Consider the following 17,549-nt stretch of genomic DNA (forward strand, 5'->3'; position numbering starts at 1 on the left):
GCAAATTGGCAAGCACCGCATAGGTCAGAGCCGACCACCCTTCCAGACGACGCGGCCAACGAGTTCGACCTCGTTCAGCAGGCGCTCCAGCCGGGGATAGGCCGAATTGTCCGAGATAATCCGCACCGAGCCGCCGGGGCCGGGTTCGAGGCGCTTGACCAGCAGCACGTCATCGAGGCGGATCACGTGGATGCCGGCGCGCAACGGGCGCGGCGTGCGGTCGACGAGAATCTCGTCGCCATCGCGCAAGGTCGGCTCCATCGAATCGCCCTCGACTTCGATCACCGAAAGCATCGCGGGTTCGAGCCCCTGCCCCTTGAGCCACCGATGATTGAAGCGCAGGCGGCCAGATGGAATTTCCTCTGCCGGGAGCGTGCCGGGACCAGCCGATGCGCCCAGTGGCAGGCGGGGAATGTCGGCCCATTCGGCCGTAATTGCGCGGGGCGGCATGCTGCCACGGGGAGCCCCCTGCCCCACACCCTTGAATGCATTGCGCTCCTCGCCCGCCACGATCACGCCGCCACGGGGCGAGGCACCGAGATCGCTTTCCGGCACGCCGAAGAATTCGGCCAGGGTGCGCCGGTCATTCTCTTCCAGCTTGCGTGGACTGCCCTTGCGGACGAATTGCTGGAGATAGGTCGTGTTGCGGCCGATCAGGGCCGAGAGCGCAGAGAGGCTGACGCCCCGCTGCATGGCGAGGCCGACAAGACGCGCGCGCACGCCATCATCCGATTCGCTCTCTGCCATGACCATCTTGCTCACTCCGATTTCGAAGGACTTTTCCTAGCATTGTAGGATTTCAAGATCAACATAGGAAAAATCCTATTTCGAGTCGTCTTTCGCGGCTTAGCAACCGGAGGGTCTTCAACGCATGTTGCTCCCCAAGATCGAGAGCTTCCTTCGCCAGACGGGGATGCCCGTCACCAAGTTCGGCCGCCTTGCCGCGCACGATCCACGCTTCGTGGGCGACTTGCGCAATGGCCGGGAGCCACGCTCCGCGCTGTCATCACGCGTGGAACATTTCATGAACACTTTTGGAGAGAATGTCCATGCTGCTTGATCCTCATGCGTTCGAGACCAAGTCCGTGATCGGCACGGTGCTGCCGCCACGCCGTCTTGCTGGCTCCGAACGGCTGCTGCGGGCTGTGCGCGAAGTGGCAGGGCCCCATGCCGAAGTTGTCAGCCATGACGAGACGCCGTGGGCGAGCATCACCTTCACCGGCGCGCGGCACAAGCTAGTGCTGCGCTTTGCCGGGAGCGAGGCCGTGAGCGATGGGGAAAGCTTCGTCGTCCGCCTGCCAGAGCACGAGTTCCAGTTGCGTGGGCGGCTTGTTGCCGATGCCGCGGTGACGCGCGTCGATCACGAACTGCTGCGCGCTCCCCTCATGGAAGTCGAGTGCGAGATCCTGGTGCTGGACGAGGCCTGAGAGATTGGCGGGTGCCCCGCGAGGCACCCGCTCTCCTCTCCAACTGCAGAACGCTAGTTATCGATCCTGGCCAGCATGGGGGCGGCCTTGGCACCGACCCACAAGCTCATGTCCACGGCGTTCGAGACGCGGAAGACCTCGCCCTTGCCGTTGAGGAACAGCTCTTCCATCTCGGGCCGGGTGAACGGACGCGAGCCGAGGCGGCCGAAGACTGCCATCTGCCCGCCAGTCTCATCAACGCCGCGATCACGATCCAGTCCCTTGGACAGGGCCAGTGCCGGCGTGGGTGTGCGGGCCCATGCGATCAGTTCCGGCTTGGGTTCTGGCGAGAAGCCGTAGAAGTTGGGCTGGCTGGCCGGCGACGTCAGTTGCAGCACCTTCATCCCGTTTCGCCCATCAGCGACATAGGCGAAGAGCGAGGCGTTGGTTGATCCGACGATCACATCCTCGGCATCGTTAAGCTGCCCGTCGGCGGTGTAGCTGGTGTAGATCGTCGGGCGCGTTGGCGCGGTGATGTCGACAATGACCAGCCCCTGAGACTTGGCCGCAACATAGGCATATGTGCGCGCAAGGTAGACGCGGCGGGCATCGGCCAGCGGCAAGGTGGCCGAGGGCACGGCCTTAGGCTGCGCCAGGTTGGTGATGTCCATCAGCTCAAGGCCGTTGGCCGTAGTTACCCAGAGATAGCGGAACTGCGCCGCGGTGGCGCGCGGATCGCGCAAGGGCACGACCGAGGTGATGCGCGGATCGAGGCAGGTTTCGCCGCCCTTCTTCTCAGCTACCTCACACGGCTTCTGCGCCGACCATGGCTTGGGCAGGTGGACGGTGACCAGCGCCTTGTCGGTGACGATGTAGGCATAGTCCCCTGCCAGCGTGATGTGCCGCGCACCGGTGAGCACGCCATCGGGATTGAAGGTCAGCGCGCGGTCAAAGAAGTTGTTGCGGAATTCGCCGTCAGCCAGCGTGTCGACATTGACCGCGATCAGCCCTTCGACGGCATCGGTCACGAAGGCATAGCTGTAAATCGGCGAAAACGGCTGCTCCTGGTTGAGGCCGCGCAATTCAGGCGTGTTGCGCGTGGGCGCGATCGACTGGTTGGTCGGCAGCGCCATGCAGGTGGCGTTCGTTGTGGCAACGTGCGTGTCATGGCCCAAGGGCGAGAACGGCGCAGTGGTGATCCGCTCAGAGAAGCCCTTGTTGCCGATTGCCGCGATGTCATAGGCGCGGAAGCCGCCCTTGCCTTCGGCGACAAACATGTACTCGCCACGCATCTGCAAGCAGCGCACGGCGTCCTTGGTGCCTTCCACCACGTTGGCGAATTGCTCCTGCCCCGTGGTTTCGCCCGACAGCTTGCCATCGACGATCCTGCCGCGCGTCCAGTTCTTCAACTCGCGACCGTTCTTTTCGACATGCTGCTTCCAGTAGTCGGGATAGGCGTAGCGGTGGAGATAGGAGCCGATCACGGCCTGCGGTTCGTCCCACTCGGTAACCCGGACCGCTTCGAAGCCGCCGTCGAGACCGAACCAGGCGTTCATGCCGACGAAGTTCACGTAGTTTGTTCCCAGCAGCAACAGCTGCGCCATGGTGGCGTTGTTGTCGTCATCTTCGCTGACGTGGCAGTCTGTGCACTGCTTGGTCTCGTTCTTGCGGACAGTATGCGGGAAGTGCGGCGCGAAGGCCTGTGACGAGTAGCCGATCGAGGAGATCGGCGGCTGCTGCACGTAGATGCGTTCGCGGTTGATGTTGGTGGACGACAGGATCAGTGCCGAGGTCGAACGGATCGGCGCGGTGATCGCCTTGCCGCTGACCGGGTTTCCGGCTGCATCGAACTGTACAGGATCGCTTCCCGAAGACTTGTTGCGCTGATGCTTGCCAAGCTGGAACATGTCGTCGCGCGCGACCTGCGGGTTATAGGTCGCATAGTTGCGGGTGTAGTCTTCCTCGTACTTGTGCGTGGCCGACTTCCAGTTTGCCTCGATCGGCAGATGGCAGCCGGCACACGAGGTCGTCCACGAAAGGTGACAGGTGAAGCAGGCCATGTCGTCATCGCGGTGGGCGCGCGCCTCCTTGGGCACGCCGGTGCCGAATTTGTAGACGCCGTCATCGGAGGCGGACTTGGCCATCAGCTTGGCGCGCGCCGCCTTGGGGTTGAAGATCGGCTTGCCCGATGCATCCATCTTGCCGGCAAAGCGGGCATCGACCGAATCCTTCACCAGACTGACACGCCACGACAGGTTGGGATCGATGATCGAGCGCTGGAGAAGGACACGCCGCCCGTCAGCCTCGTTGAACCATTCGAAGCGGCGCTGGCCATCGGCATTTCGCAGCAGGGCAAGGTTGTTGCCCTTCTCGGGCGCCGCCATGTTCGAGGTAAGCAGCGTCGGATAATTGTCGGGCGTGCCGTGGCAGTCCTTGCAACCGATCTCGACTGCATTGGCGACTTCGCCATAGATCATGCCGTTGCCGTGGCTGTCCTGCGCGAAGTGGCAATCGGCGCACTGCATGCCAAGCTGGGCGTGGATGTCCATCATGTGCACGGCCTTGCCGGGATTGCTTGCCCCTGGTTCGACGAACTTGCCCTCGCCAGCCTTGCGGAACTTTTCCGGATCGTTCGGATCGATGATGTGCGCCTTGTCGGTGCCGTAAGACGACATGTCGCCTTCATCGTCGAGCAGATTGCCACGACGGTCACGCTTGAGGATGGCGCGGAAGTTCCAGCCGTGGCCATGGTAGTCGGCGAACTGCGTGTCCTTTAGCGTATCGTTCACGTCATAGACGTTGCGAAGGAATTCGACGTCGCGCCACAATCCGCGCGTCGATGCGCCTTCCGGGTTGCGATCGAGCACTTCGCGCTGCTCGTCGATGTTCGGATAGAACTGCTTCTTGAACGTCTTCGCGTATTGCTCGTCAGACATGCCATCGGGCTTGGGGGCACGGTTCTCGGGCCCGGGCCACATCGTCGGCGCATCGGATTCATAGTCCCACATCGTGTAGCCGAGGTAGGAATTGAGGAAGATATTAGGCTGGTGCATGTGGCAGTTCATGCACTGCGCGGTGGGAATGGCGCGGGTGAAGGCATGGACGAGCGGGTGGCCGCGTTCACGGTCCTGCATGGCGACAGGGCCCATCGGCTCGGCACCGTGGTCCGCTTCGGCCTTCGCGTGGCCCTTGGCATCGAGACCAGCCATGGCGTGGGCCGAGGCCTGGTCCATCTTGTCATGGTCCATCGAACCATGCGGCGCGACGCCCTTGCCCGGCGAATAGACAAGTTGTTCGGCAGACGAGATTGCCCGGGCGCAGTCGCCGTCCATATCGCTCGACCGTTCGGGATAGGTCTTGTCGCCGCCAACGTAGGCACCCTTGCCGCCCATAACCGTCGCCCGGACCTTGTCGTGATGCTCTTCCCTTTCAGCGTCGTATGAACCGTAAGCACCCTTGCGGTGCTGGCCCTCGCGCAGGGAATTGATCGTCGGGTCTGCAGTGATGGTCTGACCATCACGCCCGCATTTGCCGTAGTTCAGCGAGTGGCGCGGCTCGCGGTCATTCGCATAGATGACATGGCACGAGGCACAGCCCGATGAGCGGTAGTCACCCGGCTGGTCGTTGGTGCCCATCTGGAACAGGAACGGGTCGTTCAGACGGGTCTTGTGGATGTTGAGCACGGGAATGGCGACGCGCAGGCCGGTCGCCGGGCCGCGGTTGGACTGCTTCAGGTCGGGGCGGCCCGGTTCGTCAAGACGCTGGATAAGGCCAGTCGAGTTGGGCAGCCCGATTTCGGGGAACTGCGGGTTGATGGTCCGGCCACCGTCCTCGAACACGCGGAACACGTCGCCTGGTGGAATCGTGTGCCAGCGTGGCAGAGGATACATGATCGGCAGTGCGCCACGGGCCTTCTCACGCGGCGTGACCGTACCCCACATCGGCTTGCCGTCCGCGCCGATTTCCTTGGACGCAGACTTGAGCAGCGCCGGCTCGCCATTGCGGGTGAAGCTTTCGCCGAACAGGTAGTTCTTGAACGGCACGATACCGTTATTGTAGGCAGCGCCACCCCACAGCATCGCACCCGTCGACATCAGCGAGCGTTCCGATGCCTCGATGATCTGCATGTGGCACGCCCCGCAGGAATCGCGCGCGACGCGATAGTCCGACGGGTTCACAAAACGGATGAACTCCGGGCTTTCCTTGGCAAGCAGGCCATAGGAGCGCTTGGGGTTTGCCGAAGATGGCCATCCCCAGGCGGCGGGATACTTGGGCAGGACGTGCGCGTCCTTCATTGCGCCGACATATTCCATGGAATTGCGGTTCCACGACCGGTCCGCCACGACCTTGGTGTTGCCACCATGGCAATCGGCGCATGATAGCACCACGGCCGGGCTGGCGTGCATGGTGCGGTGGTCGCTCTGGGTATGGCAACTGACGCAGCCGGCGTTCTGCTTGTCGACGAAGGCCCACTGTTCCTCGGCCGTATCACCCGGCTGGCCACGAGGTGCGGCAGGCGCGCGCGTGTAGGTGACCTTCTGCGCCGTCTCCTCGCCCGAGGCATAGAGCGCGCTCGGCACGACAAGCGCGGTTAGCGCTGCAATGAGCCAGGCCAGCGGAAGGGAGCGGAAGCGGCGCGTGTGGATCATGAGCTTGGTCATCAGAAGGCCAGGGTCGCGTTGGCGAGGACGGAATAGAAGCGCTTGGCCTTGCCCTGTTGTGCGAACAGGTCATCAAAGCCGCCGCCCGGTTCGAGCACGGCGCCCGAGAGGCGGAAGACGATGTTCTGCGAGGCGTTTGGCCGCCAGATTGCCGAGACCGAGGCATCGAAGCCGATGTCCCGCGGGATCGAGCCCTCGTTGCGCAGGATCTGGATAATCCTGGTGTTCTCGAACCACAGGTGGTTGACGTTGGTCGATACGCGCAAGGTGGGCGTCAGGTCGAAATCGGTGCCAAGGCCGAGCAGCATCGTGCCGGGATTGGTGAAATTGGACTGCCCCTGCTCCTTGGACGTGCGCAGAGAATTGAGGATGCCATTGCGTCCATTGACCGAGATTGCACGCCCCCCACCGGCAAACGGGATGGTCTGGCGAATCCAGTAGCTGGTATCGGCCCCTGCGAACTGCGGATTTTCGAAGATCGCGTCGAAGCCGCCTTCGGTCTTGTCGTAAGGATCGCTGTCACCACTGGCCCACAGGCCTGAGAGGCGGATCCGCGTCCAGTCGATGTCGTAGCTGAGTTCGGCGGCGGCCATGAAGGCCTTGATCTCTGCCGCGCGGCTGGTGATGAAGTTGTTGCGATCCTCGCCCAGCGCGAGATAGGCCTGCGCGGTGAGGTTCAGCCGGCCGATGCGGCCATCGGCGGCATAGCCGAGGTACACGACATCGTATTCCCGGCCGCGCAGATCGCCCAACAATGCCGGACGGACCGGGAAACCATTGGTATCGACCGTGATGTCGTTCCGTTCGCGGTTCATGTTGTAGGTGACCGAGACCTGGCTGGTCAGGCCGACGATCGGGAAATCCTGCCGATAGAGATTGCCCATGAACACCCAGTCGTTGCGCGGGGCACGGCTGACGTCGTTCAGGCCGGAATTTGTTTCCTTCTCGAGCCGCCAGAACGCGGCAAGATTGAACTGGAAGCGGTTGTTGTCCCGATTGCCGAACAGGCGGATGCCAAGCTGGTTGTCGTTGAACAGGAAACCGCGAAAATCGGACTGGATCGGCTGGATGCCGGTGCGGATCGAGACGAAATCGTACCGCTTCGAATCGAACCGGCCGATATGATAATCCATGAAGGCTTCCTGCAGGCCAACAAAGGCGTCGGTGCGCCTGGTGCCCTTCGATGGTTCGACAAACAGGACTCGCCGCTCGGGCACCTGAACGTGGTTGATGTTACCGGCGATAGCGATGCGATACTCGATGACCGGCGGCTTGTAGGCCGTCATACCCTTCAACAGCGAAAGGCTGGCGATGAACGTCTGCGACAGCACAAGACTGTTGCTGTGACCGAACACGTCGATGGCGTTGGGGTTGGTCGTCGTCTGGTTGCCAACGGGAATCGGGAAACTGCGCGGTTCTACGACGGTGTCCGAGATGGCGCCGGCCAGGAGATACCAGTCATCGCCCTTGAGAAAGCCGGGGCGCTTGCCACGCGCGAGTGGCCTGTCGCCCTTCAGCAGGTTGTGGTGGAATGGATCGAGCTGCGAATGGCAGGCATATTCGAGCTTGGGAAAGAGCGTGTATATCGCCCGATCCTTCTGCCCGGTCTGATTGTCCTTCTGCGGGCAGAGCGATGACATGATACGCCAGCGATCTGGCAGCGCGACATCGAGACCGAGGTCTCCCACTGCGCCTTCGCCGTCGTACTTGTCGTAAAACGCTTCGGGTGGCGGCGCATTTACGGCGCCCGGATTGTCCTGCTCGACCTTCTCGGGGAGCTGCTTGTTGAAGCCAGGCCGGCGGCGACCGTCGATCAGTGCGCCATCAGCGTCGGTCTCGCCACCCGGAAGCGGTGCTGCCTCGCTTTGTGCGCTCGTCGCCGCTTGCGGCTCACCAGAGCCTGCCTGTGCGGCTTCTACTGCGGCAAGCACGTGAAACGGCAGTGTGGCCGGCAGTGTGGCGGGCTGGGCGTGCGGCTGGGCGATACCGAGGACTGGCGCGACGAGGAGAGCCACCTGCTGCATCACTTGCCCTCGCAGACGTTCTGGTCGGTCGTATCAAGGAATGGCGCGAACGGGCAGTTCACATAGCGCAGGCGCACCCCCTGCCCGACCGGCACCACGATGGTATCGGCGCGAATTTCCTTGGGCGCATTGCCGATCGTGCCGGCCTTGGCGCCGCCATTGTGCGTCCCGAGGAAGGCGATCATGTCGTCCTGGTCGATACCGTCGCCGGAAATGCCGATTGCGCCGACGAGCTTGCCGTTACGATAGATCGGCACCGAGCCGGGGAAGATCTGGATACCGTTGGCCAGCCGCTTCTTGCCGGTAGGGGTGTCGGGCACGGCGGTGCAGCGCTGCACCACATCGCGCGCGTTGAGCGAGCCTTCGACGAAGACCGCGTGCTGCAGGAGGTTTGCCTTGACCAGCGCGATCTGCAGGCCCGTGGCAAGCGGGCTGAAATCGGTGATCGGCCGCGAGAACGGACCGTTCGGGCGGCCGACTTCGCCATCCGGGAAGAACGGGCGCGAGAGATTGCCGCCAGAGCGATCGGCAAAGGCGATTTTGCCAGTGAGTGCGGTCTGATCGCCCAGAAAATCGCGCGCACGCTGGACGAAAGCCGGGATTTCGGCATCGGTGTTGGCGAGCAATTGTTCGGCGGCAACGCGGTTCGAGAAGAACGCTGCGGTGCGGGCCTTCTGCAGCGACACGTCGATACCGAAGATCGGCGCATCCGGACCACGAACAAGGCCGAGCACCTCGCCATAGGTGTCGACGACCGAAATCGAGACTTGGGCACGGCTATCGAGCGGGCGACGGATCTGCGCGCGCGCGCGCGTCATGATGGTAAAGGCCTCTTCGAGCACCGCGCGCACTTCGGCCGCCGTCAGCGGCGTTCCGACCTCGGCCGCGTCGGTCCCTCCCTTGATCGGGTAGCGATCGTTGCCGGCGCCGTCGCTGAGCACGTAAGCGTCGGCGAGAGAGAACTCGCTCGTCTTGGCGCGACGAATGCCGCTGGCCTCGGTGCCGTAGGGCGTCCCCGGGAGCACGTCGCGCCCGTCGTAGTAGCCGCGGACCGGGATCAGCGTGCCCACGACGTTGTTGATCGCGGCAAAGCTGGTCTGCAACGGGTGCAGGCCTTCGATGCGGGCGTCCGCGAAGCGGAGGGTCGATCCGTCGACCGGGATGCGATCAGCCCGGATGTCCAATGCGGGCGCAAAGCCCTGTATGCCGGCGAGCGCCATGAATTCCTCAGGGTCGCCGTCGACATTGGTCACATCGGGATCGTAGGCATAATCTCCGTCCGCCATGACGCCGATGCCGCCGACAACCACTCCGTTCTTGTAAAGCGGCAAACCGCCTGGGTCAGCCGCAAGGCCGAGCGGCGCGCGCTTGGGTCCGATGAAGGCAGCAGTGCCCGGATTTCCCGTTACAAAGCGAGACGAAAGATCCGAACAGGGGAGCTGACTGAACTGGACGCCGAACAGCGGGCCGGATTCCAGACCCGGCGTGTTCGGCGCCGGCGGGAAATGTTCCTGCACGATCATGCTGGCCGTGCGAGTGGAAAAAGCATTGCCGCTGGAAGAGAGATAGGCCGCTGTCACAGCCTTCGAGATCGCGCCCATGGTCGCCTCGACCTCAAGGCCCTGCGCGTCGATCTCGCGCGGGGAAATCTCGCCGGTGGCGGTGCGCTGGCTGATGAGCATCCGCGTGGCCGCGCCGTTCATGCGGAAAACGCCAAGCACGTTGCCGACACGATCGACGACCGCGATGATCGCAGGATAATTGAGCGCCCTCGCCTCACCCACGGCCTGCGCGATGATCTGCTGGACTTCGGCGGCCGTCAGCGCTTCCTGCGCCGGATCGCTGAAGAAGCGCGCCGCTGCGGTGGGCGTTGGCGTTGGCGTGAAGGTCCCGCCGGAGCTGGAATCACCGCCGCCACACCCAGCAAGCGTCAGGGACAGGGCAAGCGCGACCGCGGTGGTCTGACGAAGAGCCAGCGGCAGGGGCATCAGCGAAGGCTCCGGATCGAACGGACCGCGCTGCCGAGCGCGCGGCGGAAGGCGAGCGGCTGGAACCCGTTGGGATCGCGCACCGCGGCATAGGCCTGGTTGATCTGCACACGCAGGCCATTGGCCGCGCCGGACGAAACCATGCCCTGGTTCACCATGCCGCCAAGCAGGGTATCGACCGCCATGACCGACTGCACCGCACCTTCATAATCGGTGTAGCGTTCACCGATGGCATCGCTGGCGATCGATTCCATGATCGCGAAGGTCTGCTCGCGAGTGAAGCTGGTCGACGCAAAGCGGTCGGACAGGGCATCTGCCGACTGGCGCAATGCTTGCGCTGCTGCGACCGTTTCGGCCCGGTTAGCCAGCATTGCCTTGTGGAAGGCCTTGGCCCGCGCATCGAACTGGGCCGCAGCGTCTGGCGCGACCACGCGCGCGGCGGCGAGCAACATGATCATGTTCTCGTCATTGTAGGGCGGCGTGCCGAGATCGACCGGACGGCCCGGGTTGCGCACGGCCGTGACGTTGCCGTCCTCGCTGTCGTAGATCCGGCGATGGCAGGAATGGCAATCGTAGAATGTGAACTCGGGGAAGATCCCATCCATCGCCCGCGCCGGCTGGCTGTAGAGTTCGAGGCTGCGCTTTACCGCTTCGGCCTGGCCCACCGCCCACATGCGCATGGCGCTGGTCTTGCCGCCCTTTCGCTGGACATAATCGGCGTCCTCATCGTGGTGCTGCTGCAGCGTGGAGAACAGGTCCAGTTCGAACGAGATGCGCGGATGACCGGCGGCCATGATACGGTGGGCAATGAACTGCCCCCTGGCATCGCCCGAGAAGTGGCAATCGAGGCATACCTGCGCCTTGACCTGCGGCCGCACGAGGTCGGTCATCCCTTGCGCGACGTTGCGAGTGTGGCTGGCGCCGACGGTGTAGTGAGTCGAGAGCCAGCCGCCCGATGCGCCGTGGCAAGCTTCGCAATCGACGCCATCGGATGGACGCGAGGATCCGGGCGATGCGTGGCAGCCGGCGCATTCGCGCTGAACGCCGGCAGCATCAAGACCCATGCGGCGGACGATCGCCTGGCCGCGCGGCTCCTGAATCACGCGCCAGGCGCGGCTGTGCGCGCCGGTAGGCGAGGAATCTTCCTGCCAGCGCAGCACTTCATCCTGGCGCACGACGGCGCCATCGGCAACGCTGCGGCCGTGACAGGTGGAGCCGGCACACGACGCTACGCCAAGATGGCCGCGCATTCCCATCGGCGCGCCCTGAGCCTGCACTGCAGCGGGAGAAACAAGCGACGATGCGCCAAGCGCAACGCCGGCCATGGCGACGCAAGCCGCGAAGGCCATAACGCCCGAACGCGGAACAGCCCGGCATAATGCCGCAAGCCGCCGGATTGCCATGTAGTATCTCTGCATTGCCCCTCGTCCCCACCGGCGGACCGCAACGCTGGCTTTGCCTAGCGTTGCGATGATTGCCGGAAGTGCTGCAATGCGACCCCGTTACCCTTAGACTAGGACACTCTTGCCATATCGTTCAAGTGCCGAATGGCACTTTCAAACATGAAACAGCAACAGTTTGACCATCGCCCCGATGCCTACTTGCGCCGGATGACCATGTTGCGGATTTCGGACATGTCTTCCATCGCAAAGCGAATGCCTTCGCGCCCGAGGCCCGAATCCTTGACGCCGCCATAGGGCATGTTGTCGACGCGGTAGGACGATACGTCGTTCACGACAATGCCGCCCACGTCCAGCTTGTCCCAAGCGTCCATGACCTTGTGGAGATCGGAGGTGAAAAGACCGGCCTGCAGACCGAACTTGCTGTCGTTCACTTCCTCGAGTGCCGCATCCCACTCGGTGAACTTCGAGAGGATGACAACCGGGCCGAAGGCTTCCTCGGTGTAGACATCCATTTCGCGGCTGCAGCCTTCGAGAAGGGTCGCCTCGAGCATGTTGCCTTCGCAGTTGCCGCCGGCGAGGAGCCTGGCTCCGCCCGATACTGCAGCATCGATCCACGACTTGAGGCGCTGGGCTTCCTTGGCCGAGATCATCGGGCCGATGAAGGTATCGCGGTTCTTGGGATCGCCCGACTTCAGGGTCTTGACCTTGGCCGTCAGCATGTCGCGGAACTGGTCGTAGATGTCGGCGTGGATGATCACGCGCTGAACGTGGATGCAGGACTGGCCCGACTGGTAGTACCCGCCGAAGATGATCCGGGCGAGTGCGTGTTCAAGGTCGGCGTCCTTGTCGACCACCACTGCCGCGTTGCCGCCAAGTTCAAGCACGACCTTCTTCTTCCCGGCCTTGGCCTTGAGCTCCCAGCCGACCCCGGGAGATCCGGTGAAGGAGAGCAGCTTGAGGCGATCGTCGGTCGTGAACAGGTCGGCGCCGTCGCGGCTGGCCGGAAGGATAGAGAATGCGCCTTCGGGCAGGACATCGCACTCGGCCAGCACCTCGCCCATGATGATCGCGCCAAGGGGGGTGAGCGATGCAGGTTTCATCACGAACGGGCAGCCCATCGCGATCGCCGGGGCGATCTTGTGGGCGGCGAGGTTGAGCGGGAAGTTGAACGGCGAGATGAAGCTGCACGGCCCGATCGGCACGCGCTTCCACATGCCCATGTAGCCCTTGGCGCGCGGGCTGATGTCGAGCGGCTGGACCTCGCCATAGTTGCGGGTGGCTTCCTCGGCGGCAATGCGGAAGGTATCGATCAGGCGCCCCACCTCACCTTCCGAATCCGCGATCGGTTTGCCGGCCTCGATGCACAGCGCAAAGGCCAGTTCGTCCTTGCGCTGTTCGAAACGGCGGACGCAGTGATCGAGCACGTCGCGTTTCTCGTAGGAGGCAAGCCTGGCCATCGGCTCGGCCGCGCGGACGGCGCCGGCAATCGCCTCGTCGATCACATCGGGGGTGGCCAGCGCCGTTCGGAACGCTACCTCGCCTGTGAATTTGTCGGTCACCTTCAGGTCGGTGTTGGGCTGCACCGCGTTATTGTTGAGGTAGAGCGGGTAGACGTCCTTGAGTGGGGTCACTGTTCTGATTCTCCAACGTCTCCCCGGATCAGGCGGGGGATCGTATTTCCATGAAGCGCCGTCTGCTGCCAAACGTCACCCGGGACTGGCCCGGGGCGACGGCATCGAGTTGGCTGAACCCTAGAGTGCCTTAGACAGTTCCTTGATATCCTTGTTGAGAATCTGGTCGTTCTCCGAATAGTCGACCGGGCAATCGATCAGGTGGACGCCTGGCGTATCGCGACAATGCGCCAGCAATTCCTTTAGATGATCGGCGCTGGTCACGCGGTAGCCGTTGGCGCCGTAAGCCTCGGCATACTTCACGAAATCCGGGTTGTTGTAGGTCAGCCCGAAGTCTTCAAAGCCCATGTTCGCCTGCTTCCAGCGGATCATGCCGTAGGCGCTGTCGTTGAGGATCAGCACGGTAAGGTTGAGGCCGAGGCGGACCGCGGTTTCCATCTCCTGGCTGTTCATCATGAAGCCGCCATCGCCGCAGATCGCCATGACCTTGCGTTCGGGATAGAGCATCGCGCTCATCATTGCCGAGGGCAGGCCCGCACCCATCGTCGCCAGCGCGTTGTCGAGCAGTACGGTGTTCGGGTGATAGGCTGTGAAGCCGCGCGCAAACCAGATCTTGTAGACGCCGTTGTCGAGGCAGATGATCGCGTCCTCGGGCAGAGCATCGCGGATCTGCTGGACGAGATGCGGCGGGAAGATCGGGAAGCGGGTGTCGGCGGCAAGCGGTGCGGTATGCGCGACTTCGGCCGCGCGATAGGCCAGCATGTGATCGAAGCTCCATGCCGGATTGGGCGTGATCGCTTCCTTCATCTGCCAGATGGCATTGGCGATATCGCCGATGACTTCGATGGCGGGGAAATAGACCGGGTCAACCTCGGCCGTCTTGGTCGAGACATGGATGACCGGCGTGCCGCCTTCGCGCATGAAGAACGGGGGCTTTTCGATGACGTCGTGGCCGACATTGATGATGAGGTCGGCGTCCTCGACAGCACGATGCACGAAGTCACCGGCAGACAGCGCGGCACAGCCGAGAAACTTGGGATGCCGCTCATCGATCACACCCTTGCCGAGTTGGGTGGTAAGGAACGGGATGCCGGTCTTCTCGACGAATTCGCGCAGCATCTTGCCGGTCATCTTGCGGTTCGCACCCGCACCGATCACAAGCACCGGCGCCTTGGCGCTCTGAAGTGCCTCGACAGCCTGCGCGACAGACTTGGCATCGGCGTTGGGTCGGCGGACAAGGCTGCGCTCGAGCGGAACCGAATCTGTGTGCTCGTCGGCGATGTCTTCGGGCAGTTCGATGTGCGTCGCGCCAGGCTTTTCCTCCTCGGCCAGACGGTAGGCCTCGCGCACGCGGCTCGGGATGTTGTCCGAGCTCGCCATCTGATGCGTGAACTTCGTGATCGGCCCCATCATCGAGACGACATCGAGGATCTGGAAGCGGCCCTGCTTGGATTTCTTGATCGGCTTCTGGCCGGTGATCATCAGCATCGGCATGCCGCCAAGCGTGGCATAGGCAGCAGCGGTGACGAAGTTGGTCGCGCCCGGCCCAAGCGTGGCGATGCAAACGCCGGTCTTGCCGGTATGGCGACCGTAGGTGGCTGCCATGAACCCTGCGCCCTGTTCGTGCCGCGTGAGGATCAGCTTGATCTTCTTCGAGCGGGAGAGCGAATCGAGGAAATCGAGGTTTTCTTCGCCCGGAACGCCGAAGATGTATTCGCAGCCTTCTTCCTCAAGGCACTCGATGAACAGGTCTGACGCCTTCTTGCCTTCGGCCATTTTTGGTCGCTCCATCAATGGGAACGCGCGGCCAGGCTGCGTTACCCTCCCCTATTCGGATGCGACCGCCAGAGGCATTAAACCGGCGCGTGTCGTTATGGCCCCCGCGCCTGCCCTTGCTGTCCTCATGGCTATCAAAGGCGTGCACCGGAGTCACCCCTTCGCAATCAGTATCCGAGCGAAAGATCCACCTGCGGCTGAAGAGGTTCACCCCGTTGGAAGCGCTGCAAATTCTCCAGAAAGCGCGTGACAGAGCGTTCGAACATGCGCGTCTGCGCGCGCCCGGAAAGGTGGCTGGTCACGTGCGCATTGGGCACGGCCCAGAGCGGATGATCGGCAGGCAATGGCTCGGGCGTGACGACGTCGAGGAAGGCATGGCCGGGACGGCCCGCCCTGAGGCCTGCAATCAGGGCTTCCTGATCGACCACGCTGCCACGCGCGACGTTGATCAGCGTCGATCCGGGCTTCATTGCCGCGAGTTCGGCCGCGCCGATCATGCCATCCGTTTCAGGCGTAGCCGGCACGGCAAGGATAACCCAATCGAACGCACCAAGCTGCGCGCGCCATTCGTCTGGCCCCAGCGTTCCTTCGCCGGACGAGCGCCGGACCTTGACGACCTCGACATCGAAGCCCTGCAGCATCCGTTCGACCTTCTGGCCGATCGCGCCGTAACCGAGGATCAGGGCACGGCTTCCTGCCAGTTCCACCTTGCCGGGGCTGTCGAGCAGCCATTCATGCCGATCCTGCGCACGCACGACCTCGCGATAGCCCTTGGCGATCGTGAGCATGCCCATGACCACATATTCGGCAATGGTGATCGCATTTATGCCGCTCCCGTTCGTCAGGACGACGCCCCGTTCACGCAGCACGTCGAGCGGGAAGAAATCAACGCCTGCGTAGACCGAGTTCAGCCACTTGAGCTTGGTTGCCAAGCGGATAGCCTTGTCCATCCCTCCGGGCTGATAGAGATCAAACCAGCCGATTTCGGCTTGCGGCGCAAGTTCGAACAGTTCGTCGGCGCTTTGAAAGAAGCGCGGCTCCACCCAATCGGGCAGATGCGGCTCGATCAGCGGCGCGGCCATGGCATTCATGACAAGGACGGTCATTGTCAGTCTCTCCCGAAGATTGTTACGGAGAGACTTAACCCATCGATTGCAGATTGAAACCCGCTCAGGCGAGCTTCCACTCCCAGCCGAGCGGATCTCCGTCCATCACCTCGACGCCCTTGGCAGCAAGCTCCTCGCGCAGGGCATCAGATCGGGCGAAGTCCTTTTCGGCGCGGGCGGCCTTGCGGGCTTCCAGCGATGCTTCGATCTCAGCTTCGTCGATTTCCACGCCCTTGGGCCGAAGGCGAAGGGACTTGCGGTCAAGCGCGAGCAGACCGAGACCAAGCACGGCATCCATTGCCGAGAGGGCAGCCAGCTTCTCTGACGCGTCTACCTTCTTGAGCGCGAGGACCTCCTCGAAGACGGTCAGGGCCACCGGCGTGTTGAGGTCGTCAGACACGGCGGCATCGAAACGTTCGAGGAACGGCATGAAACGCGGGCCCGGTTGGACCTCGCCCACACCCGCCCGCTCCTGCAGCTGACCAACTGCGATCAGCATCCGCTTCAATCGCGTTAGTGCTGCGGCAAGGCCATCCCACGAAAATTCCAGTTCGCTGCGGTAGTGCGCCTGCAAGCACATCAGACGGTAGGCAAGAGGCGCATAGCCCTTGTCGATCAGCAACTGCAGCCGCAGGAATTCGCCGCTCGACTTGCTCATCTTGCCCGAGCGTTCGACGAGGAAGTTGTTGTGCATCCACACCCGCGCGCCGGAATTGGCGGGCAGGTCGAGGCCATTGGTGCAGCAGAACGCCTGGTTCTGCGCAATCTCGTTGGGGTGATGAATCTCGCGGTGATCGATGCCGCCGGTGTGGATATCAAACGGAAAGCCGAGCACTTCTCCCGACATGACCGAGCATTCGAGATGCCAGCCGGGAGCGCCCTTGCCCCACGGCGAGTCCCATTCCATCTGGCGCTTCTCGCCCGGCGGTGTCTTGCGCCAGATAGCGAAGTCGGCGGCATTGCGCTTCCCTTCGACGGCTTCGATGCGCCCCTCACCCTCTTCCGTCTGAGCGCGAGCCAGACGGCCGTAGTCCTCCACGGTGGACACATCGAAATAGAGGCCGCTATCGAGTTCGTAGCAGTGCCTTGGCGCGATCTGCTGCGCGAACGCGATCATCTGGGGGACGAATTCGGTGGCAATCGTCCAGCGCGCAGGCTGGCGGATGTTGAGCGCCTTGATATCTTCCCAGTAGGCCTGCGTATAATGCCGGGCGATGTCCCAGATGGATTGGGCCTGTGCCTTTGCCATCTTCTCCATCTTGTCCTCGCCATCATCGGCATCGTCGGTCAGGTGACCGACATCGGTGATGTTGATGACATGGGTAAGCTTCAGCCCCTTGAACGACAGGGTGCGGCCGAGAATGTCGGCAAAGACATAGGCCCGCATGTTGCCGATGTGGGGGTAATTGTAGACCGTGGGTCCGCAGGAGTAGACGCGCGCCTCGCCGGGGTGGACAGGCTCGAACGCTTCCAGTTGCCGGGTCAGGCTGTTGAACAGCTTCAAGGGTGCGGAGGGCGCGAACTGGGCGGGACCATGGGCTGACATGGATCAGC

Annotated in this window: 11 protein-coding genes; 2 read left to right on the forward strand and 9 right to left on the reverse strand. The window is 63.0% G+C overall.

The genetic code is table 11. The features are described 5' to 3' along the window. Nucleotides 1-24: 24 nt before the first annotated feature. Nucleotides 25-753: a S24 family peptidase gene (locus tag B9A23_RS15695; RefSeq protein ID WP_084280037.1), complete on the reverse strand. Its 729-nt coding sequence runs from the start codon at nt 751-753 to the stop codon at nt 25-27. A 118-nt stretch (nt 754-871) separates the two neighbouring features. Here B9A23_RS15695 and B9A23_RS15700 point away from each other — a divergent pair, with 118 nt between their 5' ends. Continuing rightward, nucleotides 872-1,060, forward strand: coding sequence for a hypothetical protein (locus B9A23_RS15700; RefSeq protein ID WP_084280038.1), 189 nt, complete (start codon nt 872-874; stop codon nt 1,058-1,060). Next, on the forward strand, nt 1,050-1,427 hold the full coding sequence (locus tag B9A23_RS15705; RefSeq protein WP_084280039.1) for a hypothetical protein: 378 nt from the start codon (nt 1,050-1,052) through the stop codon (nt 1,425-1,427). Before B9A23_RS15700 ends, B9A23_RS15705 begins: the two co-directional genes overlap by 11 nt. A 53-nt stretch (nt 1,428-1,480) precedes the next feature. Here the strand turns inward: B9A23_RS15705 and B9A23_RS15710 are convergent, their stop codons facing one another. From B9A23_RS15710 to cysS, 8 genes are all read right to left on the reverse strand, one after another. Continuing rightward, nucleotides 1,481-6,067 (reverse strand): hypothetical protein, encoded by a 4,587-nt coding sequence (locus B9A23_RS15710; protein ID WP_084280040.1) that lies wholly within the window; start codon nt 6,065-6,067, stop codon nt 1,481-1,483. After that, entirely contained in the window at nt 6,067-8,091 is a 2,025-nt protein-coding gene (locus B9A23_RS15715) for a hypothetical protein (RefSeq protein ID WP_139797507.1), read from the reverse strand. Before B9A23_RS15715 ends, B9A23_RS15710 begins: the two co-directional genes overlap by 1 nt. Beyond that, nucleotides 8,091-10,079: a heme-binding protein gene (locus tag B9A23_RS15720; RefSeq protein WP_084280041.1), complete on the reverse strand. Its 1,989-nt coding sequence runs from the start codon at nt 10,077-10,079 to the stop codon at nt 8,091-8,093. The genes B9A23_RS15715 and B9A23_RS15720 overlap by 1 nt, the downstream gene beginning before the upstream one ends. Further along, nucleotides 10,079-11,428: a cytochrome c family protein gene (locus B9A23_RS15725; RefSeq protein WP_254895149.1), complete on the reverse strand. Its 1,350-nt coding sequence runs from the start codon at nt 11,426-11,428 to the stop codon at nt 10,079-10,081. The genes B9A23_RS15720 and B9A23_RS15725 overlap by 1 nt, the downstream gene beginning before the upstream one ends. Nucleotides 11,429-11,676: 248 nt before the next feature. Further along, nucleotides 11,677-13,113, reverse strand: coding sequence for an aldehyde dehydrogenase family protein (locus B9A23_RS15730; protein WP_084280043.1), 1,437 nt, complete (start codon nt 13,111-13,113; stop codon nt 11,677-11,679). 120 nt (nt 13,114-13,233) lie between these two features. Continuing rightward, nucleotides 13,234-14,889, reverse strand: coding sequence for an acetolactate synthase large subunit (locus tag B9A23_RS15735; RefSeq protein WP_084280044.1), 1,656 nt, complete (start codon nt 14,887-14,889; stop codon nt 13,234-13,236). Between the two features lie 167 nt (nt 14,890-15,056). Continuing rightward, a complete protein-coding gene (locus B9A23_RS15740) occupies nt 15,057-15,995 on the reverse strand; it encodes a D-2-hydroxyacid dehydrogenase (protein ID WP_084280045.1) in 939 nt (312 codons plus the stop codon). 64 nt (nt 15,996-16,059) lie between these two features. Continuing rightward, nucleotides 16,060-17,541: a cysteine--tRNA ligase gene (gene cysS / locus B9A23_RS15745; protein WP_084280046.1), complete on the reverse strand. Its 1,482-nt coding sequence runs from the start codon at nt 17,539-17,541 to the stop codon at nt 16,060-16,062. Nucleotides 17,542-17,549 lie beyond the last annotated feature (8 nt).

The organism is Novosphingobium sp. B1, assembly GCF_900176395.1.
Taxonomy (GTDB): Bacteria; Pseudomonadota; Alphaproteobacteria; order Sphingomonadales; family Sphingomonadaceae; genus Novosphingobium.

Bases quoted from the DNA above. Each gene is read 5' to 3' on its own strand.
- B9A23_RS15695 (WP_084280037.1), bottom strand. From the start codon at position 753: ATGGTCATGGCAGAGAGCGAATCGGATGATGGCGTGCGCGCGCGTCTT.
- B9A23_RS15700 (WP_084280038.1), top strand. From the start codon at position 872: ATGTTGCTCCCCAAGATCGAGAGCTTCCTTCGCCAGACGGGGATGCCC.
- B9A23_RS15705 (WP_084280039.1), top strand. From the start codon at position 1,050: ATGCTGCTTGATCCTCATGCGTTCGAGACCAAGTCCGTGATCGGCACG.
- B9A23_RS15710 (WP_084280040.1), bottom strand. From the start codon at position 6,067: ATGACCAAGCTCATGATCCACACGCGCCGCTTCCGCTCCCTTCCGCTG.
- B9A23_RS15715 (WP_139797507.1), bottom strand. From the start codon at position 8,091: ATGCAGCAGGTGGCTCTCCTCGTCGCGCCAGTCCTCGGTATCGCCCAG.
- B9A23_RS15720 (WP_084280041.1), bottom strand. From the start codon at position 10,079: ATGCCCCTGCCGCTGGCTCTTCGTCAGACCACCGCGGTCGCGCTTGCC.
- B9A23_RS15725 (WP_254895149.1), bottom strand. From the start codon at position 11,428: ATGGCCTTCGCGGCTTGCGTCGCCATGGCCGGCGTTGCGCTTGGCGCA.
- B9A23_RS15735 (WP_084280044.1), bottom strand. From the start codon at position 14,889: ATGGCCGAAGGCAAGAAGGCGTCAGACCTGTTCATCGAGTGCCTTGAG.
- B9A23_RS15740 (WP_084280045.1), bottom strand. From the start codon at position 15,995: ATGACCGTCCTTGTCATGAATGCCATGGCCGCGCCGCTGATCGAGCCG.
- cysS (WP_084280046.1), bottom strand. From the start codon at position 17,541: ATGTCAGCCCATGGTCCCGCCCAGTTCGCGCCCTCCGCACCCTTGAAG.